Source organism: Agrococcus sp. Ld7 (assembly GCF_045064095.1).
Taxonomy (GTDB): Bacteria; Actinomycetota; Actinomycetes; order Actinomycetales; family Microbacteriaceae; genus Agrococcus.
In genome coordinates this window covers 18,457-42,274 of record NZ_JBISGY010000038.1, presented here as the reverse complement: position 1 = coordinate 42,274, position 23,818 = coordinate 18,457, and the positions used below count along the sequence as shown (strand labels likewise).

19 protein-coding genes, 1 tRNA gene and 1 pseudogene are annotated in these 23,818 nt (G+C 70.4%); 6 read left to right on the top strand and 15 right to left on the bottom strand.

The window, feature by feature from the left end:
• Positions 1–82: 82 nt before the first annotated feature.
• The 4 genes from ACJJVL_RS14325 (at position 83) to ACJJVL_RS14310 (ending at position 3,083) form a co-directional block, all read left to right on the top strand.
• Positions 83–170, top strand: a tRNA-Ser gene (locus ACJJVL_RS14325).
• 119 nt (positions 171–289) lie between these two features.
• Positions 290–649 (top strand): response regulator transcription factor, encoded by a 360-nt coding sequence (locus ACJJVL_RS14320; RefSeq protein ID WP_405219849.1) that lies wholly within the window; start codon positions 290–292, stop codon positions 647–649.
• Positions 646–1,614: a HEAT repeat domain-containing protein gene (locus tag ACJJVL_RS14315; protein ID WP_405219846.1), complete on the top strand. Its 969-nt coding sequence runs from the start codon at positions 646–648 to the stop codon at positions 1,612–1,614. Before ACJJVL_RS14320 ends, ACJJVL_RS14315 begins: the two co-directional genes overlap by 4 nt.
• On the top strand, positions 1,611–3,083 hold the full coding sequence (locus tag ACJJVL_RS14310) for a glycosyltransferase (protein ID WP_405219843.1): 1,473 nt from the start codon (positions 1,611–1,613) through the stop codon (positions 3,081–3,083). The genes ACJJVL_RS14315 and ACJJVL_RS14310 overlap by 4 nt, the downstream gene beginning before the upstream one ends.
• Here ACJJVL_RS14310 and ACJJVL_RS14305 read toward each other — a convergent pair.
• From ACJJVL_RS14305 to ACJJVL_RS14250, 12 genes are all read right to left on the bottom strand, one after another.
• Positions 3,048–4,694 (bottom strand): sensor histidine kinase, encoded by a 1,647-nt coding sequence (locus ACJJVL_RS14305; RefSeq protein WP_405219840.1) that lies wholly within the window; start codon positions 4,692–4,694, stop codon positions 3,048–3,050. The genes ACJJVL_RS14310 and ACJJVL_RS14305 overlap by 36 nt on opposite strands.
• A complete protein-coding gene (locus ACJJVL_RS14300) occupies positions 4,691–6,430 on the bottom strand; it encodes a helicase HerA-like domain-containing protein (RefSeq protein ID WP_405219837.1) in 1,740 nt (579 codons plus the stop codon). The genes ACJJVL_RS14305 and ACJJVL_RS14300 overlap by 4 nt, the downstream gene beginning before the upstream one ends.
• Positions 6,431–6,461: 31 nt before the next feature.
• Positions 6,462–7,682, bottom strand: coding sequence for a multidrug effflux MFS transporter (locus ACJJVL_RS14295; RefSeq protein ID WP_405219834.1), 1,221 nt, complete (start codon positions 7,680–7,682; stop codon positions 6,462–6,464).
• Positions 7,679–8,896: an amidohydrolase gene (locus ACJJVL_RS14290; protein WP_405219831.1), complete on the bottom strand. Its 1,218-nt coding sequence runs from the start codon at positions 8,894–8,896 to the stop codon at positions 7,679–7,681. Before ACJJVL_RS14290 ends, ACJJVL_RS14295 begins: the two co-directional genes overlap by 4 nt.
• 141 nt (positions 8,897–9,037) lie before the next feature.
• Positions 9,038–10,282, bottom strand: a complete 1,245-nt coding sequence (gene mmsB / locus ACJJVL_RS14285; RefSeq protein ID WP_405219829.1) for a multiple monosaccharide ABC transporter permease — start codon at positions 10,280–10,282, stop codon at positions 9,038–9,040.
• The gene (gene mmsA / locus ACJJVL_RS14280; RefSeq protein WP_405219826.1) at positions 10,263–11,810 is read right to left on the bottom strand and encodes a multiple monosaccharide ABC transporter ATP-binding protein; all 1,548 of its coding nucleotides are present in this window, start codon (positions 11,808–11,810) and stop codon (positions 10,263–10,265) included. The genes mmsB and mmsA overlap by 20 nt, the downstream gene beginning before the upstream one ends.
• An 86-nt stretch (positions 11,811–11,896) precedes the next feature.
• On the bottom strand, positions 11,897–13,024 hold the full coding sequence (chvE, locus tag ACJJVL_RS14275) for a multiple monosaccharide ABC transporter substrate-binding protein (RefSeq protein WP_405219823.1): 1,128 nt from the start codon (positions 13,022–13,024) through the stop codon (positions 11,897–11,899).
• 72 nt (positions 13,025–13,096) lie between these two features.
• Positions 13,097–14,617 carry an L-arabinose isomerase gene (gene araA, locus ACJJVL_RS14270; protein WP_405219820.1) on the bottom strand — a complete coding sequence of 507 codons (1,521 nt, stop codon included), beginning with the start codon at positions 14,615–14,617 and terminating at the stop codon, positions 13,097–13,099.
• Positions 14,614–15,303, bottom strand: coding sequence for an L-ribulose-5-phosphate 4-epimerase (locus tag ACJJVL_RS14265; RefSeq protein ID WP_405219817.1), 690 nt, complete (start codon positions 15,301–15,303; stop codon positions 14,614–14,616). The genes araA and ACJJVL_RS14265 overlap by 4 nt, the downstream gene beginning before the upstream one ends.
• The gene (gene araB, locus ACJJVL_RS14260; protein WP_405219814.1) at positions 15,300–16,994 is read right to left on the bottom strand and encodes a ribulokinase; all 1,695 of its coding nucleotides are present in this window, start codon (positions 16,992–16,994) and stop codon (positions 15,300–15,302) included. The genes ACJJVL_RS14265 and araB overlap by 4 nt, the downstream gene beginning before the upstream one ends.
• Before the next feature lie 166 nt (positions 16,995–17,160).
• A complete protein-coding gene (locus ACJJVL_RS14255; RefSeq protein ID WP_405219811.1) occupies positions 17,161–18,171 on the bottom strand; it encodes a LacI family DNA-binding transcriptional regulator in 1,011 nt (336 codons plus the stop codon).
• A gap of 113 nt (positions 18,172–18,284) precedes the next feature.
• Complete coding sequence (locus tag ACJJVL_RS14250; protein WP_405219808.1) at positions 18,285–18,731, bottom strand: SRPBCC domain-containing protein; 447 nt, start codon at positions 18,729–18,731, stop codon at positions 18,285–18,287.
• 85 nt (positions 18,732–18,816) lie between these two features.
• Between ACJJVL_RS14250 and ACJJVL_RS14245 the strand changes: the two genes are divergently transcribed.
• On the top strand, positions 18,817–20,196 hold the full coding sequence (locus tag ACJJVL_RS14245; RefSeq protein ID WP_405219806.1) for an MFS transporter: 1,380 nt from the start codon (positions 18,817–18,819) through the stop codon (positions 20,194–20,196).
• A gap of 37 nt (positions 20,197–20,233) precedes the next feature.
• Here ACJJVL_RS14245 and galK read toward each other — a convergent pair whose 3' ends face one another.
• Both galK and galT read right to left on the bottom strand, forming a co-directional pair.
• A complete protein-coding gene (gene galK / locus ACJJVL_RS14240) occupies positions 20,234–21,376 on the bottom strand; it encodes a galactokinase (protein ID WP_405219803.1) in 1,143 nt (380 codons plus the stop codon).
• Entirely contained in the window at positions 21,369–22,571 is a 1,203-nt protein-coding gene (galT, locus tag ACJJVL_RS14235; RefSeq protein ID WP_405219800.1) for a galactose-1-phosphate uridylyltransferase, read from the bottom strand. The genes galK and galT overlap by 8 nt, the downstream gene beginning before the upstream one ends.
• Before the next feature lie 57 nt (positions 22,572–22,628).
• On the opposite strand from galT, the gene ACJJVL_RS14230 reads away from it, so the two are divergent.
• A complete protein-coding gene (locus tag ACJJVL_RS14230) occupies positions 22,629–23,441 on the top strand; it encodes a DeoR/GlpR family DNA-binding transcription regulator (protein ID WP_405219797.1) in 813 nt (270 codons plus the stop codon).
• Between the two features lie 156 nt (positions 23,442–23,597).
• On the opposite strand, the pseudogene ACJJVL_RS14225 reads toward ACJJVL_RS14230, so the two are convergent.
• Positions 23,598–23,774 (bottom strand): annotated as a pseudogene (locus ACJJVL_RS14225) (MGMT family protein); the annotation flags it as partial.
• Positions 23,775–23,818: the final 44 nt, after the last annotated feature.

Genomic DNA, 23,818 nt, shown 5'->3' with positions numbered 1-23,818 from the left:
GATGACGGGGGCGGGGACTTCGGTTCCCGCCCCCGTTCTCGATGGGGCTAGAATCGCAGGGTTGACCTTTCGGGGTCAGCACGGAGGATTCGCCTAGTGGCCTATGGCGCACGCTTGGAAAGCGTGTTGGGTGCAAGCCCTCAGGGGTTCGAATCCCCTATCCTCCGCCACCGAATACATGCGTGCCGCGCACCATGTAGCGTGGAGCTACACCGCCGACTCGTCACGTTGGAGCACGCATGCGCCAGAGCAGTCCGCCGTCGCTGACGGCGTGCGCGGGAGCCACATCGTGAGCGCCCGCATCCTGGTCGTCGATGACGACCGCGACATCCGCGACCTCGTCGCGATCAAGCTCGAGGCTGCGGGCCTCGACGTCGTCACCCGGGCCGACGGCTCCGAGGCGCTCGACGCGGTGCGCGAAGGCGGCTGGTCCGTGATCGTGCTCGACGTCATGATGCCCGGGATGTCCGGCGTCGACGTGCTGCGGACCATCCGCGATGCGGGGGACCGCACCCCGGTCATCCTGCTCACGGCGAGAGGTCAGGAGAAGGACATCGAGGCGGGCTTCGCCGCGGGCGCCGACGACTACGTCACGAAGCCGTTCAGCCCTCGGGCTCTGCTCGCGCGCATCACCGCCGCCGTCGAATGACCCCGCTGCCGCCCGCCTTCATGCTGGCGATCACCGTGGTCTCTGCAGTCGTGGTCGTGGCCATGCTCGTGTCGCTGCTGGTGCTGCGAACCATGCGGCATCGAGGCCAGCGACGCCGCGTGGAGCTCGATCGCCGCGTCCGACCGCTCGTGCTGACGGCAACGGTCGCCGAGGCCGACGAGATGGATCCGCTGCTGGCCCGCGTGCGGGCTCTCGCGGACGGCGAGCAGCGTCACGTGCGACGCACGGTCTTCCACATGCTGCGCGACGTCACGGGCGAAGCGGCCGACCGACTGCGCATGATGGGCGACGCCGCCGGTCTCACCGAACGTGTGCTGGCTGCGAGCTTCGATCGACGCCCCTCGCTCCGCGCGGACGCCGCGGAGGCCCTCGGTCTGCTGCAGCCCCCCGGGGCGCTGGACGCGCTCTGCCGGCTCGCGGCGGACACGTCACCGCAGGTGCGCACCGTCGCGGTGCGAGCGCTGGGCGGCTTCTCCGATCCTTCCGCTGTCGACCTCGTCGTCGAATCGCTCGCGCTCGGCAGCGGGGTGCCGAACAGCGTCGCTGCATCCGCCCTGCTCGAGCAGGGCCGCGCAGCGAGCGATCGGGTGCGCACGGCGCTGACGGACGACGATGCGGGCATCCGCCACGGAGCGGCCAGGGTCGCGGGTCTGCTGCAGGTGCCAGGTTCCGGAGCAGCGCTCACGCGCCTGCTGGATGACGAGCAGCACTCGGTGAGGCTCGCAGCCGCCCGATCCCTCCGCCGCATGCCGGTAGAAGCTGCGGTGCCCGCGCTGCTCGCGGTGGCGCTCGCCGACGACCTCGGCGGAGGGGAGGCTGCCGCACGGACGCTCGCGACCATGCCCGCCGCCTGGACGGCTGCTGCGATGACGCGGATCGATCGCGAGGGATCGTTCGCGATCCGGCGCGCGGCCGGCCTCCGTCGTCGGGAGACGGCAGCATGACCTGGCTGCACGACGCGCTCGAGGCGACCTTCGCGGTGCTCGCCTGGCCGGCAGCGATCTACTTCCTGCTCGCGAACACGGCGATGATGCTGCTGGTGCTGCTCGCCGCCCGGCACTTCGCGCGCTACCTGCGCACGCGGGATCACCGCGGTGACGACGCCATGGCTGCCTCGCCGCTGAGCCAGGGCGTGACCGTGCTGATGCCGGCGTACAACGAATCGGCGGTCATCGGCACGAGCGTGCGCTCGGTGCTCGACCTGCGCTACCCGGACCACGAGGTCATCGTGATCAATGACGGCAGCTCCGACGGCACCATGCAGGTGCTGCGCGACACCTACGACCTCGTGCTCGACGACCGCGATCAGCCCTCCCGCGTCCCGATCCGTGGCAAGGTGCTCGGGATCTGGCGCTCTCGCGGGGGCGTCGTGCCGCTGATCGTTGTCGACAAGGAGAACTCCGGCCGGTCCGACTCCATCAATGCGGGCCTCGATGTCGCCAGCAAGGACCTGATCGTGATGGTCGATGCCGATTCGATCCTCGAACCGGATGCCCTGCTGTCGGTGTCGAAGCCCTTCGCCGATGATCCGGATCGCGTCGTGGCCACCGGTGGTGTCGTGCGCATCGTCAACAACAGCCGCGTCTCCGGCGGCCGGATCGTCGAGATGCGCATGCCGAAGCAGCTGCTCGCGCGCATCCAGGTCGTCGAGTACCTGCGCGCGTTCCTGCTCGGCCGCACGGCCTGGTCGGATCTGCGCGCGCTCGTGCTCATCTCCGGCGCCTTCGGCATGTTCCGCCGCGATGTGCTGCTCGAGCTGGGCGGGCTCGACCCGGATGCGATCGGCGAGGACTTCGAGCTCGTGATGCGCATCCAGCGGTGGATCCGCGACGGTCGCAAGGATCTGCGCGTGGAGTTCGTCGCTGAGCCCGTCAGCTGGACGGAGGCGCCGTCGACGCTGCCGGTGCTGGCTCGCCAGCGCCGTCGCTGGCACCGAGGCCTGTGGGAGGTGCTGTGGAAGTACCGCGGCATGCTCTGCAATCCGCGCTACGGTCGGATCGCGTGGCTCGCGCTCCCCTACTACTGGCTGTTCGAGCTGCTGGCGCCGCTGTTCGAGCTCGTGGGCCTCGTGCTCGTCGTGCTCGGCCTCGCCGTGGGGGCGGTCGACCCGCAGATGGCCCTGCTGCTGCTGCTCGCCTCGTACGGCTACGGCGCCCTCGTCACCGTGACCGCGGTGATCGTCGAGGAGGCGAGCTTCCACCGCTACGAGCGCTGGCGCGACCTCGGCGCGACGCTCGTCGCGATCGTCGCGGAGAACCTCGGCTACCGGCAGCTCACCGCCGTGTGGCGCCTGCAGGGTTGGTGGGCGGGCCTGACCGGCCGCGCGCAGGTGTGGGGCGTCATGACCCGCACCGGATTCGCCGACGACGCGACGGCGTCAGCCGCGGGCGGGCAGCCGGAAGGACGCGGCTGAGCCCTTGCCAGGCTCGCTCGCGAACGAGATCGATCCGCCGTGCGCGTCGATGATCATCCGGCAGATCCACAGGCCGAGGCCCGCGCCCTGCACGCCCGAGGAACGCGCGCTCGTCGATCGGTAGAAGCGCTCGAACACGCGCAGCGCCTCCGCGGCCGGCACGCCCTCGCCGTCGTCGACGACCCGCACGCAGTGCTCCCGTCCGTCAGCGTCGACGTGCACGTCCACGGTGCCATCGTCGCGCGTGTACTTGATGGCGTTCGAGATCAGGTTCTCCATCACCTGCGTGATCCGACGCGGGTCTGCCTGCACGACCGCCGGTCCGCCTTCCAGGAGCCGCAGCCGCACACCGCGCCGCCGAGCGCGATGGTCGAGCGTGTGCACGGCCTCCGCGGCGAGCATGCGCAGATCGACCGACTCGTGCTCGAGTCGCACCTCGCCGCGGCTCATCTCGCCCACGATCAGCAGGTCCTCGACGAGCGCTCGCAGCCGGTCGCCGTTGCGCTGCACGATCAGCAGCCAGGATCGGAGCGACTCCGGCAGCTCCTCGTCGAGCACCAGCTCGAGGAAGCCCGCGATCGATGTGAGCGGCGTTCGCAGCTCGTGGGAGACGAGCGCGACGAAGTCATCACGATCCTCCAGCATCCGCATGTAGGTCGTCACGTCGTCGACCGACGCGATCGACCCGTGGAACTCGCCGTCGATGACGATCGGGCGCGATGACACGGTGACCGCCGACATGGCCGTGTCCCGGTCCGCGCGCTCGATCCAGAACACGACATTGTCGAACGCTTCCCCGCGGGCCGCGCGCATGAACGGGGATGCGGACTCAGCGATCTCGCGCCGGGACTCCAGATCCCGGATGCGCAGCTTGCGCAGCTCGGTCAGCGAGTCGCCAGCCAGCACGGGGTGCTGCGCGAGGGTGGAGTTGACGCGCTTCACGTTGCCGTCCGCGTCGATCAGCAGCAGCCCAACGCGCGCCGTCTCGAAGATGGCGTCGAGCAGGGTCGCATCGGCGGCGCGCTCCTTCGCGAGCGCTGCCTTCTCGCGCTCGCGCTTCAGGATGGCGAGCTGCTGGCGCTCGATGGTGCGCGAGTAGTTGTAGGCGAACCATGCCGTCGAGATCAGCGAGATCGGCACCAGGACGGCTCCGACCGCGTTCGCTGCCAGGACCACGCCGACCGAGTCCGTCGCCCGCACGGCCATGACCGCGGCGAGGACGCCGCTGGCGCCCATGACCATGCCGATGCCCAATCGGCCAGCGGTCACGCCGAGCCAGAACGCAGGCATCACCATCAGGATCGCGACGTTGCGCGGGACGAGCGGCTCGGCGAACAGCGCGGCGAAGGCCGCGAGGTCGAGCGCCGGGACGATGATCGACATCGTCACGCCGGCAACGCGTCGGTCGACCACAGCGAGCACGGTCGCTGCGGTCATCGTGAGCGCGGCGAGCGTGACCCACGGCAGCCCGAAGATGGAGTGATCGACCGCGATCACCACGGCGAGCACGACGGCGAGGATGCCGGCGACGATCAGCTGCACGCGGTTGAGGCGGAGCGCACCGATGACGCGCGGGCGGACGTCCCTGGACGTGTGCGGGGTCGCGCTCATCGGCGCCAGTTGCCGAAGATGCCGCGCACGACGTCGCGGATCATCGCCTGGCCGGATCTGGAGCCGAGGAAATCGGTGATGACGTTGCCACCCGTGGCGGAGGTCGATGAGCGGGTCGAGCGATTGCGCTTCGCGTCCGCCTCCAACCGCCCAGCCTCCTCGGCTGCGGCCGCCCGCGACGCTGCATCCTGCTCCGCCCGCTCGGCAGCCTGCAGCCTCGCCTGCAGCATCTCGTACGCGGACTCGCGATCGACTGCCTCCCCGTACTTCGGCAGCAGCGCGGAGGCAGTCACCGTGCGCTCGATCTCCGTCTCCGGTGTCGGGTCCATCGAGCCCTCCGGGGCGCGCAGCCGCGTCCAGGCCACGGGCGTCGGCGCACCCCGCTCGTTCATGACGGTGACGATCGCCTCGCCGATCCCGAGGCCCGTGAGCACCTGCTCGAGGTCGTAGGCGCTCTTCGGATAGGTGCGCACCGTCGCACGCAGCGCCTTCTCGGCATCCGGCGTGTGCGCGCGGAGCTGGTGCTGCACACGGGAGCCGAGCTGCGCGAGCACCTCGCCCGGCACGTCCTTCGGGGTCTGGGTGACGAAGAAGATGCCGACGCCCTTCGAGCGGATGAGGCGCACGGTCTGCACGATGGCGGCGAGGAAGTCCTTCGACGCGTCCTTGAACAGCAGATGGGCCTCGTCGAAGAAGAAGACGAGCTTCGGCTTGTCGATGTCACCGACCTCGGGCAGGTCCTCGAACAGGTCGGCCAGCAGCCACATGAGGAAGGTCGAGAAGAGCGCCGGCTGATCGGCGACGCCGGGCACCTCGAGCAGGCTGACGACCCCGCGGCCGTCCGGCGTCACGCGCAAGAACTCTCGCGTGTCCATCTGGGGCTCGCCGAAGAACACGTCGGCGCCCTGGGCGCTGAACGCCGTCAGCTCCCGCAGGATCACCCCGGCGGTCTGGGAGGAGATGCCGCCCAGCTGTCGCAGCTCCTCCTTGCCCGCATCCCCGGTGAGGTGGAGCAGCAGCTCGCGCAGGTCCTTGAGGTCGACGAGCGGCAGCTTCGCCTGGTCGGCGTAGGCGAAGATGAGCCCGAGGCTCGACTCCTGGGTGTCGTTGAGGCCGAGCACCTTCGACAGCAGCGTCGGCCCGAAGTCGAGCACTGTCGCGCGCACGGGCACACCGTGGCCGATGCCGCCCAGTGCGAAGTACTCCACGGGGGCTGCCCGGGGCGTCCACGCCTGGCCGATGCCGGAGGTGCGTGCGAGCAGCTTGTCGCTCGACGCTCCTGGCGTCGCGATGCCGGACAGGTCTCCCTTGATGTCGGCGGCGAACACCGGCACGCCAGCGGCGGAGAGCTGCTCGGTCAGCACCTGCAGCGTCTTGGTCTTGCCCGTACCCGTGGCACCCGCGATGAGGCCGTGGCGGTTGACCATCTGCAGCGGGATGCGGATCTGGGTCTCCGGGTCGGCCTCCCCGTTGACGAGCGCGCCCATCTCGAGCGCCGCCTCGGCGAACGCGTAGCCCGAGCGGATCTCGGCGACGGCCGCCGCATCCAGCGGCCCGCCGCTGCCCCGCTCCTCGACCGGCGCCTCGTCGGGCTCCGTGGTCTCCTCGGAGGCGGACGCCTGCTGCTCGGCGAGGCGCTCGCTGTCCTGCAGCGCCGCAAGTCGCGCCTCGGCCTCGCGCTGCGCCTGCCTGGCCGCCTCGATCTCTGCTTGGACCCGCGCCAGCTCGTCAGTCATAGCGACATCCTACGGCCGCCGGGCGGACGGTTCAGTGGATGGCGGGCACGGTGCGCGGGCGCACGATCAGCCAGAGCGAGCCGGTGGCCAGCACGCCGCAGATGAGCATGATGACGCCCATCGGAACGGCGTCCTCGATCTGGAAGAGGCCGACGATCGGGCTGACGGCCCCGGCGATCGACATGTTGAGCGCGCCGAGCAGCGACGCCGCGGTCCCCGCCTCGTTCGGGTGACTGGCGAGCGCGAGCGTCTGCACGCACGGCATGGAGAGGCCGAATGCGAACGCGTACAGCACGAGCGGCGGCACCAGCCCGGCAACGCCGAAGCCCGCCACGTCCAGCGTCACGACGAGCGCCGCAGCGACCACCAGCAGCGACGTGGAGACCGCCAGCACCCACTGGGGCCCGAAGCGATTGGCTGCTCGTCCGGCCACCTGCGTGCCGACGAGCACTCCGACCGAGCAGACGGCGAAGACCATGCCGAACTCAGCAGGCGAGAAGCCGTAGACCTCCTGGAGCAGCAGCGACGAGGTGGAGATGTAGGCGAACATGCCGCCGAAGATGCTCGCGCCGATGACCGCGACGCCGATGAACACGCGGTCGGTGAGCACCGCGCGGTAGCGCTGCCTGAGGGTCGAGTGCCCGGGCGCCTGGCGCAGCCACGGCGGCAGCGTCTCGCGCAGGAAGAGCAGCTGCAGCACGATCACCAGCGCCGCGTAGCCCGCCAGCACCCAGAACAGCCCGCGCCAATGCATGATGCCGACGAGCCAGGAGCCGACCACGGGCGCCGCGATGGGTGCGATGCCGATCACGAGGGCGAGCCTGGAGAGTGCCGTCGTCAGCTGCTTGCCGCCGAACAGGTCACGCACCATCGCCATCGCCACGACCGTGCCGGCAGCAGCGCCGAAGCCCTGGACGATGCGCAGGAGCGAGAGCGTCAGCAGGTCGGGAGCCATCGCGACCGCGACGCTCGCGAGCACGTGGACGCTGGTCGCGATGAGCAGCGGCTTGCGACGTCCGATCCGGTCGGAGAGCGGGCCCACCACCAGCTGCCCGATCGCGAACCCGAGGGTCGTCGCCGAGAGGGTCAGCTGCACGGCGGCATCCGTGGTCTGGAAGTCGTCCTTGACCGCCGGGAACGCCGGCAGGTAGAGGTCGATCGTGAAGGGCCCGAGCCCAGCAAGCAGGCCGAGGACGATCAGGGTGATGACGCGGTGCCGCCGGCTGAAGGCGACGCCGGACTCGGTCGTCACTCCTGCGTCAGACGCAGCGGCACCTCGTGACGCGATGCGACGTGCTCCTCGCCGGTCGCCGCATCGTGCTCGAAGACCACGCGCCCGTCGATCAGCACGGTGCGCGGACGCGCCATCGGGTCCATCCAGTCGCCGCTCCACACCACGAGGTCGGCGCGCTTGCCGACCGCGAGCGAGCCGACCTCGTGGGCGACACCGAGCACCTTCGCCGGGTTGATGGTGATGGCGCGCAGTGCGGTGTCGCGGTCGAGTCCCTCGCGGACGGCGAGCGACGCCTGGTGCACGAGGAAGGAGATGGGGATGACCGGGTGATCGGTGATGATGGAGATCTCGACACCGGCTGCCGCGAGCTTGCCCGGGTTCGCGATGGAGCGGCCGCGCAGCTCCATCTTCGACTTGGTGGTGAACAGCGGGCCGATGAGCACGGGCACGCCCCGCTCGGCCAGCAGGTCGGCGACCACGTGCGCCTCGGTGCCGTGGTCGATGACCAGGTCATAGCCGAACTCCGCCTGCAGCCGCAGCGCCGTGACGATGTCGTCCGCTCGATGGGCGTGCTGCCGCCAGGGCATCTCCCGCCGCAGCACCTTGCTGAGCGCCTCCATCGTGAGGTCGACGTCGCGACGCTCATCATTGTCGGGGTCCGCGTGCCGTCGCTGGTAGTTCTGCGCCGCGACGAAGGCGTCCCGGATGATCTTCGCCGTGCCCAGGCGAGTCGAGGGCGTGATCTTCTTCTCGCCGTAGACCCGCTTCGGGTTCTCCCCCAGTGCGCTCTTCACGCCCGCGGGCTCGCGCAGCACCATGTGATCGACGATGCGGCCGTGCGTGTGCAGCGTGGTCGCCTGCCCGCCGATCGGGTTGCCGGAGCCGGGGTTCACGTTGACGGTGGTGACGCCGCCGGCGAGCGCGAGATCGAAGCCCTCGTCGAAGGGGTCGATCGCATCGACGGTGCGCACGCCCGCGGTGTTGGGGTTCGTCATCTCGTTGGTGTCGCTCGCGCCGCTGCCGTCGCCCTCCGGGTGCACGCCGAGGTGCACGTGGGCGTCGACGAGCCCAGGAGTCACCTGCGCGCCGTCCACGTCGAGCAGCGTCGCGCCATCCGGCACCGCGATGTCGGCACCGAGCGCTCGGATGCGCCCGTCCTCGACCAGGATGGTGCCCCGGAAGTCGTCCCCCTCGACGGGCACGACGTGGGCGTTCACGATCGCGAGCAGCATGCTTCCCTCGTTTCTCTCAGACAGCGGCCACCAGCCTACGCCTCGTTAGACCGGCGAACGACTGCTCGATCGACGATCCCCTCGCCGCGCACGCGAGACGGGGCGCCCGTCGCCATGACGAGCGCCCCGCAGCCGAGCCGTTCAGCCCTGCGCGCGCGAGCGCCGCTTGTTCCAGACGTCGAAGGCCACAGCAAGCAGCAGCACCATGCCCTTGATGAACTGCTGGTAGTCGGTGGAGACGCCCAGGAGCGACATGCCGTTGTTCAGCACACCCATGATGAGGCCACCGGTGATGGCGCCGACCACGGTGCCGATGCCGCCCTGCACCGCGGCGCCGCCGATGAAGGCAGCGGCGATCGCATCGAGCTCGAACAGGTTGCCGGCGCCGGGACCCGCGGAGTTCAGGCGCCCCGCGAACACGATGCCCGCGAGCGCCGCCAGCATCCCCATGTTGACGAAGAGCATGAAGTCGATGCGCTTCGAGCGGATGCCCGAGAGGTCCGCCGCGTGCCGGTTCCCTCCCACCGCGTAGATGTGGCGGCCGAAGCGGGTGCGGTTCATCACCACGGTGTAGCCGACGATCAGCAGCCCGAGCACGATGAGCACGATCGGGGTGCCGCGCGACCCGTCCGCGATGCCGAGCAGGAACGTCAGCAGCACGATCAGGATGGCGCCGAACCCGGTGCGCAGCCAGAACCACCACGCCGGTTCGCCCTCGACGCCGAGCTTCACGCGCTTCACGCGAGCACGAAGCTGCGAGCCGACGAACAGCACGAGCGCGAGCACACCGAGACCGACGGTGATCCACTCCGCCGGGCTGGTCGACGCCGGGAACAGCTGCGGGAACAGGTAGCCGCCGCCGAGCTCTCGATACTCGCTCGGGAACGGCGTGATCTGCGTGTTGCCGAGGGTGATCTGCGTGAGCCCGCGGAAGATGAGCATGCCCGCGAGCGTCACGATGAACGCGGGGATGCCGACCACCGCCACCCAGAAGCCCTGCCACGCCCCGACCACGGCGCCGAGCACGATCCCGACCAGGATGCCGAGCCACCACGGCCAGCCCCACTCCACGATCATCACACCCGTGGCGGCGCCGACGAACGCGGCCACCGAGCCCACCGAGAGATCGATGTGCCCGGCGATGATGATCATCACCATGCCGATCGCGAGGATCAGGATGTAGCTGTTCTGCACGATGATGTTCGCGACGTTGCCCGCGGTCAGCAGGCGGCCGCCCGTCAGGCCCTGGAACAGCAGCACGATGACGATCAGGGCGATGAAGATGCCGATCTGCTGCACGCGCGAGAGCAGGAACGAGCCCGCCGATCGCATCGGCGACGGGGCGAGATCGCGGTCGAGGGTGGTGTTATTGCTGGGCGACGCCATGGTCCGCCTCCTTCTCCTGGGTCATGCGCTGCATGAGAGATTCTGGGGTCGCCTCGGCGATCGGGAACTCACCGGTGATCCGACCCTCGGAGAGCGTGTAGATGCGGTCGCAGATGCCGAGCAGCTCCGGCAGCTCGGACGAGATGACGATGACGGCCTTGCCGTCGGCGGCGAGCGTGTTGATGATCGAGTAGATCTCGTACTTGGCGCCGACATCGATGCCGCGGGTCGGCTCATCGAGGATGAGCACGTCCGGGTCGGCGTAGAGCCACTTCGACAGCACGACCTTCTGCTGGTTGCCGCCCGAGAGCTTCCCGACCACCGCCTGCACGTTCGGCGTCTTGATCCGCATGCTCGTGCGGTACCCCTCGGCGACCAGGATCTCCTCCTCGGCATCGACGAGACCGCGGCGGACGAGCTTGTGCAGCGAGGCAGCCGAGATGTTGCGCTTGATGTCCTCGATCAGGTTGAGCCCGTAGCGCTTGCGGTCCTCCGTCGCGTACGCGATGCCCGCCGCGATCGCGCCGGGCACGCTCCGCAGGTCGACCCGCTCGCCGTGCATGAACGCGCGACCCGAGATGCGCGAGCCGTAGGAGCGGCCGAAGATGCTCATCGCGAGCTCCGTGCGACCGGCTCCCATGAGGCCGGCGATGCCGACCACCTCCCCGGCGCGGACGTGCAGCGACGCGTCATGGATGACGACCCGATCGGATTCTGTCGGATGGTGCACCCGCCAGTCCTCGATGCGGAAGGCCTCGTCCCCGATCGGCACGTCTCGCTCCGGGTAGCGCGACGCGAGATCGCGGCCGACCATGCCCTTGATGATCCGGTTCTCGGAGACCTCGTCGGTGACGAGGGTCTCGATCGTCCGGCCATCGCGGATGACGGTGACCTTGTCGGCGATCGCCTTGATCTCGTTGAGCTTGTGACTGATGATGATGCAGGTGATGCCCTGGCCCTGCAGGTGCCGGATGAGGTCGAGCAGGTGCGCGGAATCCTCGTCGTTCAGCGCGGCGGTGGGCTCATCGAGGATCAGCAGCTTCACATCCTTCGAGAGCGCCTTCGCGATCTCGACCAGCTGCTGCTTGCCGACGCCGACCTCGTTGGCGCGGACGCCGGGATTGTCTCCCAGCCCCACGCGAGCGAGCAGCTTCTGCGCCTCGTCGTTCGTCCGGTGCCAGTCGATCAGGCCGGTGCGGCCGACGATCTCGTTGCCCAGGAAGATGTTCTCGGCGAGTGACAGGTGCGGGCTGAGCGCGAGCTCCTGATGAATGATGACGATGCCTGCCCGCTCCGAGTCGCCGATGCCGCGGAACCGCACGGGCTCGGCCTCGAACACGATCTCGCCCTCGTAGGTGCCGTGCGGGTACACACCCGAGAGGACCTTCATGAGCGTCGACTTGCCTGCGCCGTTCTCGCCGCAGATGGCGTGCACCTCGCCGCGCTCGACGGTGAGCGTGACGTCGGAGAGCGCTTTCACGCCCGGGAACTCCTTCGTGATGCTGCGCATCTCGAGGATCGCCGTCATGGCGGGCCTCCCTTTCCCATGATGGTCGGCGCAAGCGCCGGGGTTCGAGGATGCGGGGCGGGAGCGTGAGCCCCCGCCCCGTTCCGTCACTGGAGCTCGGACGCCTCGTAGTAGCCCGACTCCACCAGCACCTCTTCATAGTTCTCCGCGGTGACGATCGTCGACTCCAGCAGGTACGACGGCACGATGTGGTCGCCGTTGTCGTATGTCTCGGTGTCGTTCACCTCGGGCTCCTCGCCGTGCAGCAGCGCGTCCACCATGGCGACGGCCTGCTCTGCGAGCAGTCGCGTGTCCTTGAAGATGGTCGCGTACTGCTCGCCGGCGATGATCGACTGCACCGATCCGACCTCTGCGTCCTGACCCGTCACGATGGGGAGGTCGCTCGTCGAGTAGCCGCCGGACGTGAGTGCCGAGATGATGCCGATCGAGAGGCCGTCGTAGGGCGAGAGCACACCGTCGAGCTTCGTGTCGCCGATGACGGTCAGCAGGTTCTCCATGCGCGCCTGCGCCGTCGCGGGCAGCCAGCGGAGGATCGCGGCCTGCTCGAACTCGGTCTGGCCGGAGGGCACGACGAGCGTGCCGTCGTCGATCAGCGGCTGCAGCGTGTCGATCGCGCCGTTCCAGAAGAACGTCGCGTTGTTGTCGTCAGGGCTGCCTGCAAAGAGCTCGATGTTGAACGGGCCGGCCTCGTCGGTGCGCTCGCCGCTCTCGTCGACCACGCCGAGTCCCTGCAGGAGGCTCGTCGCCTGCTGCACGCCGACCTGGTAGTTGTCGAAGGTCGTGTAGTAGTCGACGTTCGGGCTGCCGTTGATGAGGCGGTCGTAGGCGATCACGGGGATCTCCTGGGCGCCCGCCTGCTCGAGCACATCGGTCAGCGTGGTGCCGTCGATCGAGGCGATGATCAGGGCCTCAGCACCCGAGGAGATCATGTTCTCGATCTGCGACACCTGGGTGGGGATGTCGTCGTTCGCGTACTGCAGGTCGACGGTGTAGCCGAGGTCCTCCAGCTGCGTGCGCACGTTGTCGCCGTCGGCGATCCAGCGCTCCGACTGCTGCGTCGGCATCGCGACGCCGACGATCTGACCCTGGCCGCCCGGCTCGGCTGCCGCGTCGGTGGGCTCGGGGTCGCCCGAGCCGCCACGGCCGCAGCCTGTCGCGACGAGCGCGATCATGCTGGCAGCAGCGACAGCGCCGAGAATGCGGTGCTTCTTCACTGTGGTTCCTTTCCTGGGTGCCGCGATGCGGCGAGGGGTGGTGCGACGTGGGTCGCGGGCAAGGGGTGGGCGTCAGCCCAGTCCCTGTGCGAGTCGGTGGTAGGCGGCGTTCCAGCGGACCTCGCGCTCGAACGCCTCCGCGGTGGTCGCGTCGTCGATCGCGAGGAACTCGATGCCGGTCTGCCTGGCGAGCTCACGGAACGCGTCGATGGAGACCTGGTTCGACATCACGGTGTGGTGGGCAGCACCGGCGGTGAGCCAGGCGGTCGCCGAGGTCGCGAGATCCGGTGCGGGACGCCACACGGCGTGACCGACCGGCAGCTTCGGCATCGGCTCCGGCAGCGCGACGGTCTCGACGGCGTTCGCCACCATCCGGAAGCGCTCGCGCATGTCGCTGAGCGCCACGACGACCGCGGGTCCGGCGTCAGCGGTGAAGACCAGGCGCACCGGGTCGTCCTTGCCGCCGATGCCGAGCGGATGCACCTCCAGCCGCGCGCGCGCGCTGCTGAGCGACGGGCTCACCTCGAGCATGTGCGCGCCGAGGATGAGCTCCTCCCCCTCGACCAGGTGGTAGGTGTAGTCCTCCATCAGGCTCGCCCCGCCCGGTAGACCCGCGCCCATGTGGGACGCCGCGTGCACGAGCATCGCGGTCTTCCAATCGCCCTCGGCGCCGAAGCCGTAGCCGTCGGCCATGAGGCGCTGCACGGCGAGGCCGGGCAGCTGCGGCAGCGATCCCAGATCCTCGAAGCTCGTGGTGAAGGCGCCGAAGCCGCCGCCCTCGAGGAACGAGCGCAGGCCGACCTCGATGCGAGCCCCGTCGATGAGGGACTGGTGGCGGTCCGCACCCGGCAGCAGCTCCGCCGCCACGTCGTAGCTGGCGATGTACTCGTCCACCAGCGCACGGACCGTCTCCTGCGGCGCGTTCGCCACAGCATCCGCCAGCTCGTTCACGCCCCAGGTGTTGATCTGCGCACCGAGCCTGATCTCTGCCTCGGTCTTGTCCCCCTCGGTGACGGCGACGAAGCGCATGTTGTCGCCGAAGCGCGCGACCTTCAGGGTGCGCAGCGCGGCGGTGCCGAGCGCCGCACGCGCCCAGGTGCCCACCTGCGCTCGCACGCGCGTGGCGGATGCGTGCCCCACCACGATCGTGCGGGGCGTGCCGAGGCGAGCGGCGAGGTAGCCGAACTCTCGGTCACCGTGCGCAGCCTGGTTGAGGTTCATGAAGTCGAAGTCGATCTCCGACCATGGCAGCGCGACGTTGTGCTGCGTGTGCAGGTGCAGCAGCGGCTTCGCGAGCGCGCCGAGCCCGCCGATCCACATCTTGGCGGGACTGAAGGTGTGCATCCAGGCGATGACGCCGACCACGCGCTCGTCGGCGTTGGCCTCGAGCGCGGCGCGATGGATCGCCTCCGGGGAGGTGAGCACCGGGCGATGCTCGACCGTGACCGGCACCTCGTCGGCCTCCGCGAGCATCGCGGCGACCTCGCGTGACTGCTCCGCGACCTGCCGCAGCGTCTCCTCGCCGTACAGCCCCTGGCTGCCGGTGAGGAACCAGACGACGCGCGTCGAGGGGTCGGGGATGATGCTGGTCACTGCGGATGCCCCTCGCTCTGGCCGTACACGTGCTGATAGCGGTCGAAGAGCGAGTCGATGGCCTCGGGCGCGATCGCGACCGGATCGCCCAGTTGGCGAGCGATGTGGACCGTGCGCGCGACGTCCTCGCACATGACGGCGGCCTTCACCGCGTCCCTCGCATCGCTCCCGATGGTGAAGGGCCCGTGGTTCTGCATGAGCACCGCGCGCGAGCGATGGCCCGTCAGGGTCGCGACGATGCCCCGGCCGATTGAGTCGTCGCCGATGATCGCGAACGGGCCGACGGGGATCTCGCCCCCGAACTCGTCGGCCATCGCGGTGATGACGCACGGGATCGGCTGCGCACGCGCCGCCCACGCGGTGGCGTAGGTGGAATGCGTGTGGACGACGCCGCCGACCTGCGGCATGTGGCGGTAGACGTAGGCGTGCGCCGCGGTATCGCTCGACGGAGTGCGCTCGGAGCCCTCGCTGCCGGGGACCGGCACGCCGTCGAGGTCGCAGAGGATCATCGACGCGGGGCTGAGCTCGTCGTAGGAGACGCCGCTGGGCTTGATGACGAAGAGCTCCTCGCCCGGCACCCGGCCAGAGACGTTCCCGCCCGTCCAGACCACGAGGCCCGCGCGCACGAGCTCGGCGTGCAGGCTGGCGACCTCCTCGCGCGTGGCGCGGATCGCTGCCTCGCTCACGACGACGCCTCGAGCGCTTCGCGCTTGATGGCCTTCAGCCGCCGCATCACGTCGTTGCCCCCGCGACCGAAGTGGTCGTGCAGCGTCCGATACTCGGCGAACAGGGCGTCGTACGCGTCTGCGGCGGCCTCGTCGGGCACATACGCGTTCTCATCCGCAGCGCCCATCGCCTCGCCCGCCGTGATCGTGTCGGGGTAGGCGCCGGCGGCGACCGCCGCGTGGATCGCGGCGCCGAGCGCGGGACCCTGCGTGCTCGCGATGACCGAGATCGGCATCCGCAGCACGTCGGCGTAGGTCTGCATGAGGTGACGGTTGCGCAGCAGGCCGCCGGCCGCGACGAAACGCTCGACCGGAACGCCGGAGGCATTGAACGCCTCGACGATCACGCGGGTGCCGAACGCGGTGGCCTCGACGAGCGCTCGGTAGATGTGCTCCGGGCGCGTGGCCAGCGTCACGCCGAGCACAAGGCCCGAGAGGTTCGTGTCGACCAGCACCGAGCGGTTGCCGCTGTGCCAGTCGAGGGCGAGCAGCCCGTGAGCGCCCACCGGCTCGAGCCAGGCGAGCTCGGTGAGGTGCTCGTGCACGCTGCGGCCGGCAGCGCTCGCGGCATCGTGGATCGCGGGCGGCACCTGGTTGTCGACGTACCAGCCGAGGATGTCGCCGACGCCGGACTGCCCGGCCTCGTACCCCCACAGTCCATCGACGATGCCGCCGTCGACCACGCCGCACATGCCGGGCACCTCGGCGAGCGTCGCGCTCGACATGACGTGGCATGTGCTCGTGCCCATGATCGCCAGCATGCTGCCCGCTGCGGTCGCCTTCGCCGCGGGCGCCGTGACGTGCGCGTCGACGTTGCCGACCGCGACGGGGATCCCCGCGGGCAGTCCGGTGAGCGCTGCCGCCTCCGCGGTCAGTCGCCCGGCGCTGGAGCCCAGCGGGCCGATCTCGGCGTCGAGCTTGTCGGCGAAGTCGGCGAACGCCGGGTTGAGCGCGGAGAGGTACTCCCTCGAGGGGTACGCGCCGTCCTGCAGGATGCCCTTGTAGCCCGCGGAGCAGGCATTGCGCACGTAGCGACCCGCCAGCTGCCAGACGATCCAGTCGGCCGCTTCGACCCAGCGGTCGATGCGCGCGTACACCTCTGGATCCTCCTCGAGGATCTGCAGCGCCTTCGCGAACTCCCACTCGCTCGAGATGGCGCCGCCGTAGCGCGGCAGCCACGGCTCGCCGCGCTCCGCGGCGAGCGCGGTGATGCGATCGGCCTGCGCCTGCGCCGCATGGTGCTTCCAGAGCTTGGGGTAGGCGTGCGGACGCGCCGCGAGGCCGTCGATGCGGCACAGCGGCGTGCCATCGTGCATGACCGGCATCGGCGTGGACGCGGTGAAGTCGGTGCCCACGCCGATGATGCTGGTGGGATCGACGCCGGCATCGGCAACGGCCGCGGGCACGGCGCGTCGCAGCACCTCGAGCCAGTCGTTCGGCTCCTGCAGCGCCCACTCCGGAGGGAGTCGCTCCCCCGACACGGGCAAGCGGTCGTCGATGACGGCATGCGCGTACTCGTGCACGGCGGCACCGAGCTCGGCGCCGTCGCTGACCCGCACCACGATCGCGCGCCCGCTGAGCGTGCCGAAATCGATGCCGACGACATGCTGGGCGCGGTCGGCGCCGGCAGTGGCATTCGGCAGTGCACTCATTGGAGACTCCGTCGTCCTCAGGATCCGTCGGCGCGGGACCTCCCGCACCATGCTGGCAACACTGTAGGCGAAACGGTCACAAGAGCGCTACCCCGTGATGCAACCGTGACCTTGACGATCACGTGAGCGAGCACCGCGGGCCACGTGCGCCGCTGATCGTGAGCGCTCAGGCGGTCGGAGCGGCGGTGGATTCCCGTTCGATGAGCGTCGGCGCGATCCGCAGGTGCACGAGGCCGGCGCGCCCGGAGAGGTCATCGAGCAGCACCCGCATCGCGGCGGCGCCCACCTCCTCGAACTCCTGCCGCACCGTCGTCAGCGCCGTCGGGTAGTGCGGCGCCTCCGGCACATCATCGAAGCCGATGATCGAGACATCCCGCGGCACCGACAGTCCTGCGTCCCGGCAGGCGTGCATGAGTCCGAGCGCCATCTGATCGTTGCCGACCACGATCGCCCGTGCGCCCTGCTCGAGCAGCACCCGCCCGGCGCGATACCCGGAATCGGCCGTCCAGTCGCCCTCGTCGGCGCCGGCTGCCTCCAGGCCGAGCTCGCCGACGCGATCCTGGAAGCCGCGCGCACGCGCGCTCGCGTCGATGGATCCCGCCGGACCGCGCAGGTGCCAGAGCCTCCGGTGCCCGAGCGCGGCGAGATGATCGACGGCCAAGCGAGCGCCGAGGCGCTGATCGATCGCGACGCTGTGACCGAACGCGAGCCCGGTGGGCTCGAGCGTGACATAGGGGACGCCGATCGACAGCTGCGCGAGCGCCTCGAGCATCGATGTCTCGGCGACGCTCACGACCACCGCATCGACGCTCGTCTCGCGCAGGAACCGGAGACCGGCGGCGAGATCCTCGACGCTGGTCGACACCGCGATGGTCATGACGATCCGGTAGCCGGCGTCCCTGGCGGCCGTCTCGATGGCGATCGCCTGCGTCTGCGGACCGTAGTCGGTGGTCGGCAGCGTGAGCAGGCCGATCGTTCGCGAGCTCTGCCGCACGAGCGCCCGCGCCGCAGCATTGGGCTGATAGCCCAGCTCGAGGATTGCCGCCTCGACGCGGGCAAGCGTCTCGGGCCGGACGTTGGGGTGACGATTGAGCGCCCGAGAGACCGTCTGGTAGCTGACGCCTGCGAGCGCGGCAACGTCGCGGATGTTCGGTCGCCTGTTGGCCGGTCGTGCCATGCCGCGCCTCCCATCACCCGTGCCGTGCAGTCAGCATGGCACGAAGTGACCGTTTCGCCGCGCCGATCGCGATCACGGCAGAAGCCCGGCCGCTGGGGTACGGATCACGGCCCTCAGTCGTCGAAGTGCTCCTCGAGCCGCGTCAAGGTGTCCTGCCAGCCCTCGCGCAGGTCGTCGAGCTCGTCGAGCGGCGCAGTCTGCGTGACGCGCACATGCGTGCCGTCCCCGGTCTCGCGGAATTCGACCACGACGAGCTGCTCCTCGGTCTGCAGCTCCTCGCCGCCGCCGAGCCAATCCCAGCTCTGCACGATGCGCTTCCCCGCGTCGAGCTGCAGGTAGCGGCCCTGCACGCCGAAGCCACCGGTCGCGGTGCGGAACCGGTACATGCCGCCCTCCTGCACATCGAGCTCGTAGTGGGCATCGTCGAACTGCGGCCACCACCACTGCTCGAGACCCTCGCGCGTGGTCCACAGTCCCCACACGACATCCGCAGCAGCCACGACGAAGGCATCGATCTCGGCACGCTCGACGTCGTCGGGAATCTCGATGCGCTCGCTCATGCCGCCACGCTATCCGGGCCGGATGCCCATCGCACTATCGTTGTGCCGTCCGGCGAACACCGCGCCCTCGATGAGAGACCACAGCATGAGCGCTCTGCCCACCACCGGCCCGACCCGCTCCGAGCGGCTCGACCGGCTGCCCTTCACGCGCAAGCACGGGCGCCTGCTCGGCACTGCCGGCATCGGCTGGGCGCTGGATGCGATGGATGTCGGCCTCATCTCCTTCGTGATCGCCGCGCTCGCGCAGCAGTGGCAGCTCACGAGCATCGAGACGAGCTGGATCGCCTCGATCGGCTTCGTCGGCATGGCGATCGGCGCCACCGTCGGCGGTCTGCTCGCCGACCGCATCGGTCGCCGCAGCGTCTTCGCGCTCACGCTGCTCGTCTACGGCATCGCCACCGGCGCATCCGCCCTGGTCGGCTCGCTCGCGGCACTGCTGGCGCTGCGATTCCTGGTGGGGCTGGGCCTGGGCGCGGAGCTGCCGGTCGCCTCGACCCTCATCAGCGAGTTCGCGCCCAAGAAGATCCGCGGGCGCGTCGTGGTCTGGCTCGAGGCCTTCTGGGCGGTCGGCTGGATCCTGGCGGCGATCATCGGCACCTTCGTCATCAGCGCCTCCGACGACGGCTGGCGCTGGGGCCTCGCGATCGGTCTGGCACCGGCGATCTTCTCCATCGTGGTGCGCTGGGGCATGCCGGAGTCGGTGCGATTCCTGCTGTCGAAGGGGCGCGTCGACGAGGCCGAGCGCACCGTGCGGCAGTTCGAAGCAGCGGCGGGCATCCCCGCACCGGACGAACCCTCGCGAGGCAGGCAGCCGGATGCGTTGCCGTCGGCTCGCGCGGAGCCGGCGGTCGCTGGCATCGCACCCGCCGCAGCCGAGCCCGCTGTCTCGATCTGGTCGGCGTCGCTGCGCCGCCGAACGATCGCGCTCTGGACGGTGTGGTTCTGCATCAACTTCTCGTACTACGGGGCGTTCATCTGGATTCCCTCACTGCTGGTCGAGCAGGGCTTCTCGCTCGTGCGCTCGTTCGAGTTCACGCTCATCATCACCGTCGCGCAGCTGCCCGGCTACGCGACCGCCGCCTTCCTGATCGAGAAGTGGGGCCGACGCCCCACCCTCACCGTCTTCCTCATCGGGTCGGCGTGCGCAGCAGCCTGGTACGGCACCGCGTCGAGTGAGGCGATGATCATCGCGGCCGGCTGCACGCTCTCGTTCTGCAACCTCGGCGCGTGGGGCGCGCTCTACGCGATCGGACCGGAGCTCTACCCCACGAACGTGCGAGGCACCGGCACGGGCGCCGCGGCTGGCTTCGGCCGCATCGCCTCGATCATCGCGCCGCTCGCGGTGCCGTTCCTGCTCAGCGCGGGTGGTCCGCTCGTGCTGTTCGGAGCCTTCGCACTCGCCTTCGCGATCGCGGCAGCCGCCGCCTGGACGATCCCCGAGCAGCGCGGCAAGCCGCTGCTGTAGCGCGGCTGTCCGCTGCTGCGGCGCGGCGCGTCACCCGTCAGGGGTCGCGTCGCGCGCCCTCGGACGGATGCACGGAGAAGATCACCGGGCGCACGTGACCCGCAGCCACGACGGCATCGGCCGTCTCCCTCGCGATGCGGCTGGCCTCGGTCACGTCGACGAGCGCGATCGCCGCCCCGCCGAAGCCGCCGCCCGTCATGCGGGCGCCGAGCGCTCCGGCCGCGACGGCCGCATCGACAGCCGCGTCGATCGCTGGCACCGAGTTCTCGAAGTCATCGCGCTGCGACGCGTGCCCATCGGTGAGGATGGGCCCTATCTCGCGGGCGCGTCCCTGCCGCACCAGTTCGGCGACGCGTCGCGCGCGCTCGGTGTCGGTGACGACGTGTCGCATGCGCCGGTGCACGTGCGCGGGCATGCGATCGGCCCAGGCGTCGACATCCGCCGCGTTGATCTCACGCAGCGTCGAGACACCCGCGATCTCGGCGGCACGCTCGCATTCCCGCCGGCGCTCGCCGTAGCCGCCGGTGGCATGGTCGTGACGCACGAGCGAGTCGATCACCAGGATCTCGAGCTGCGCCGCCTCGAATCCCAGCGGCACCTGCTCGGCGGTGTCGGCAGGGAAGTCGAGCAGCACGGCGTGGTCGCGCTCAGCGAGCAGCACGGCGGATTGGTCGAGCGTTCCGGTCGGGGCGCCCACGACCTCGTTCTCCACCAGCTGCCCGAGCCGCACCATCTCGCGGCGGTCGAGCCCCGTGCCCCAGAGCTCGTCGAGGGCGACGATGGTCGCCGACTCGAGCGCGGCAGAGGAGGAGACGCCGACGCCGACCGGCACGTCGCTCGAGACCAGCGCCTCGAAGCCCGAACCCTCGACGCCGAGCTCTCGCCGCAGCACGTGCGCCGCACCCAGCAGGTAGCGGCTCCAGCCGCTCGCCTCGCTCGCGGTGTCGAGCGTCGATTCGATGACGCCGAATGCAATGCCCTCCTCGACGAAGTCCGTGGCGACTCGGATGCGCGCATCGTCGCGCAGCCGCACGGCGACCCGTGTGCGGCGATCGATGCCGAACGGCATCGCGAGTCCGCCGTTGTAGTCGGTGTGCTCACCGATCAGGTTGACGCGGCCGGGCGCCGACCACACGCCGTCCGGCACGGACCCGAAGGCTGCCCGGAACGCGTCACGCATCCGTCGCCTCCGTGCGGATGCCGCCAAGCGGCTCGACCGGGTTCGACGCGTCGGCCTTGGCGATCGCGTCGCGCAGTCGTGCAGCGCCGTCCTCCGGGGCGATGTCGCCGACCCATGCGCCCATGGCGGCCTCGCTGCCGGCCAGGAACTTCAGCTTGTCCGCGGCGCGGCGCGGGCTCGTGACGTGCCATGTGAGCCGCACCTCGTCACGGTGGGACGCGACCGGCGCCTGGATCCATCCGGCGATGTACGGTAGCGGCGCGTCGTAGATCGCGTCGAGGCCGCGCGCCAGGCGCAGCGTCATGGTCGCGAGCTCGGCGCGCTCTTCGTCGGTCGTCGCCGCCAGGTCGGGCACCTGCCGGTGCGCCATCAGCTGCACCTCCACCGGCCAGCGCGCCGCGAAGGGCACGAAGGCGGTGAAGTGCTCGCCTTCGAGCAGCACGCGCGGGCCGCCCCGCTCGCTGTCGAGGATGTCGGCGAACAGCCCCGGCCCGTAGTCCTCCACGGACTGCGCGATGCGGCGGATGCGCTGCGGCAGGTAGGGGTAGGCATAGATCTGCCCGTGCGGGTGCGGCAGCGTGACACCGATCTCGATGCCGCGGTTCTCGAAGGGGAACACCTGCTGCACGCCGGGCACGGCCGAGAGCGCTCGGGTGCGCTCGGCCCACGCCTCGACGATGGTGCGCGCGCGGAGGGTCGGCTGCGTGCCGAATGAGCCGTCGTGCTGCGGACTGAAGGCAACCACCTCGCAGCGGCCGACAGCCGGGCGCGCTGCGCCGATGGCGACGGGGCTCACGGCCGCTGCCGGCTCGGCGTCGCTCGCCGCTGCTCCACGCTCAGCGTCGCTCGCGGCCTCTTCCTGCAGGTCATCGGCGCTCGCAGGACCGAACGACGGTGACCGGTTCTCGAACACCGCGACGTCGTAGTCATCCGGGATCTCGCTGGGGTTCGTCGGCGACTGCGGCGCGAGCGGATCGGCGTCGGCGGACGGCAGGTGCACGCGGCTCTGCCGGGCGGTCGCGATCGTCACCCATTCGGCGCTCAGCGGATCCAGCCGCATCGTCGGCGTTGCGGGGCGCTCATCGAGCGCTCGGCGGTCGAGCCGGCGCTCGCGCGGCTGGGTGCCCGCATCGTCGAAGTACACGATGTCGCGGCCGTCCGCCAGCTGCGCGGTGGTCTGTCTGATGGCACTCACCCCTCGATCATGCCGCAGCGCGTGCGCTGATGCTCGTGTCTGTGCGAAAGTGTGCGCATGGAGTCGAAACGATCAGGGCGGGCGGCGCGGGGCGGGGCTGCGCTCGAGGCCGGACTGCTCGACGTCGAGCGGCGCGAGCGCATCCTCGCGCTCCTGCGGCGCGAGGGAGCCGCCCGCGTCACCGACCTCGCACGAGGCCTGGGCGTCTCGGCGATGACGGTGCGGCGCGACGCCGACCGGCTGGTCGCCGAGGAGCGCGTCGAGCGTGTGCGCGGCGGCATCCGGATCGTGCGAGCGGGGGTCGTCGATGAGCCGGCGCCGCTCGCGAAGGCCGGACTGCATCGCGACGAGAAGGAGCGCATCGCCAGGGTCGCAGCGACGCTCGTCCGTCCCGGCACGGCGGTGGGCATCGGCGCCGGCACGACGACGCTCGCCCTCGCTCGCCTGCTCGCCGACGCGCCCGGCGTGACGATCGTGACGAACTCGCTGCCGGTCGCGCTGGCGCTGCCCGGCCGGGATCAGGTGGTGCTCACCGGTGGCGAGCGCACGCGCTCGGACGCGCTGGTGGGCCCGGTCGCGAACCGCACCGCTGCCTCGATCGGGCTCGATGCGCTCTTCCTGGGGACGCACGGCATCGACGCCGAGCGCGGCTGCACCGCGCCCAACCTCGCGGAGGCCGAGACCAATCGTGCGCTCATGGCCGCCGCCAGGACGACCGTCGTGCTCGCGGATGCCTCGAAGTGGGGCGTGCAGGGCCTCGCCGCCTTCGCCGCGCTGGAGCAGCTCGACGCCCTCGTGTCGGACGCGACGCTGCCCGATGCATCCGCCCGCCTCGCCCGCCGCGCCGTGGGCCGTCTGCTGCTCGCCTGAGCCGCCCCACCGCTCTCCCCCAAGCGCCAGCTCGTCGACATCGACGGCATGGTCGTCGTAGCGGCATCCCCGCCCGTTCGGCTTCAGCGCGATGCGCTCCACGCGCCAGTGCGGCAGCGCACGTTCCAGCACATCGGCGGGGTAGTCGCCCGAGTGGTTCGTGATGCGCCACCAGGGGACGCCGTCGCCGTAATGCCGCAGGATCGAGCCCACCTGGCGGGGGCCGATGCCGCAGATGGCCGCGATCGCCCCGTATGCGGCCACGCGCCCCGCGGGCACCAGCTCGACGCAGCGCAGCACGCGTTCGATCACCAGCTCGCGGCGCGCATCCATCCACCCATCCTGCCCCGAGCTCCGACCCCCCCGCACAACGCAAG

Coding starts and splice junctions, on each gene's coding strand:
- ACJJVL_RS14315 (WP_405219846.1), top strand. CDS start 646: ATGACCCCGCTGCCGCCCGCCTTCATGCTGGCGATCACCGTGGTCTCT.
- ACJJVL_RS14310 (WP_405219843.1), top strand. CDS start 1,611: ATGACCTGGCTGCACGACGCGCTCGAGGCGACCTTCGCGGTGCTCGCC.
- ACJJVL_RS14305 (WP_405219840.1), bottom strand. CDS start 4,694: ATGAGCGCGACCCCGCACACGTCCAGGGACGTCCGCCCGCGCGTCATC.
- ACJJVL_RS14300 (WP_405219837.1), bottom strand. CDS start 6,430: ATGACTGACGAGCTGGCGCGGGTCCAAGCAGAGATCGAGGCGGCCAGG.
- ACJJVL_RS14290 (WP_405219831.1), bottom strand. CDS start 8,896: ATGCTGCTCGCGATCGTGAACGCCCACGTCGTGCCCGTCGAGGGGGAC.
- mmsB (WP_405219829.1), bottom strand. CDS start 10,282: ATGGCGTCGCCCAGCAATAACACCACCCTCGACCGCGATCTCGCCCCG.
- mmsA (WP_405219826.1), bottom strand. CDS start 11,810: ATGACGGCGATCCTCGAGATGCGCAGCATCACGAAGGAGTTCCCGGGC.
- araB (WP_405219814.1), bottom strand. CDS start 16,994: ATGAGTGCACTGCCGAATGCCACTGCCGGCGCCGACCGCGCCCAGCAT.
- ACJJVL_RS14255 (WP_405219811.1), bottom strand. CDS start 18,171: ATGGCACGACCGGCCAACAGGCGACCGAACATCCGCGACGTTGCCGCG.
- ACJJVL_RS14250 (WP_405219808.1), bottom strand. CDS start 18,731: ATGAGCGAGCGCATCGAGATTCCCGACGACGTCGAGCGTGCCGAGATC.
- ACJJVL_RS14245 (WP_405219806.1), top strand. CDS start 18,817: ATGAGCGCTCTGCCCACCACCGGCCCGACCCGCTCCGAGCGGCTCGAC.
- galK (WP_405219803.1), bottom strand. CDS start 21,376: ATGCGTGACGCGTTCCGGGCAGCCTTCGGGTCCGTGCCGGACGGCGTG.
- ACJJVL_RS14230 (WP_405219797.1), top strand. CDS start 22,629: ATGGAGTCGAAACGATCAGGGCGGGCGGCGCGGGGCGGGGCTGCGCTC.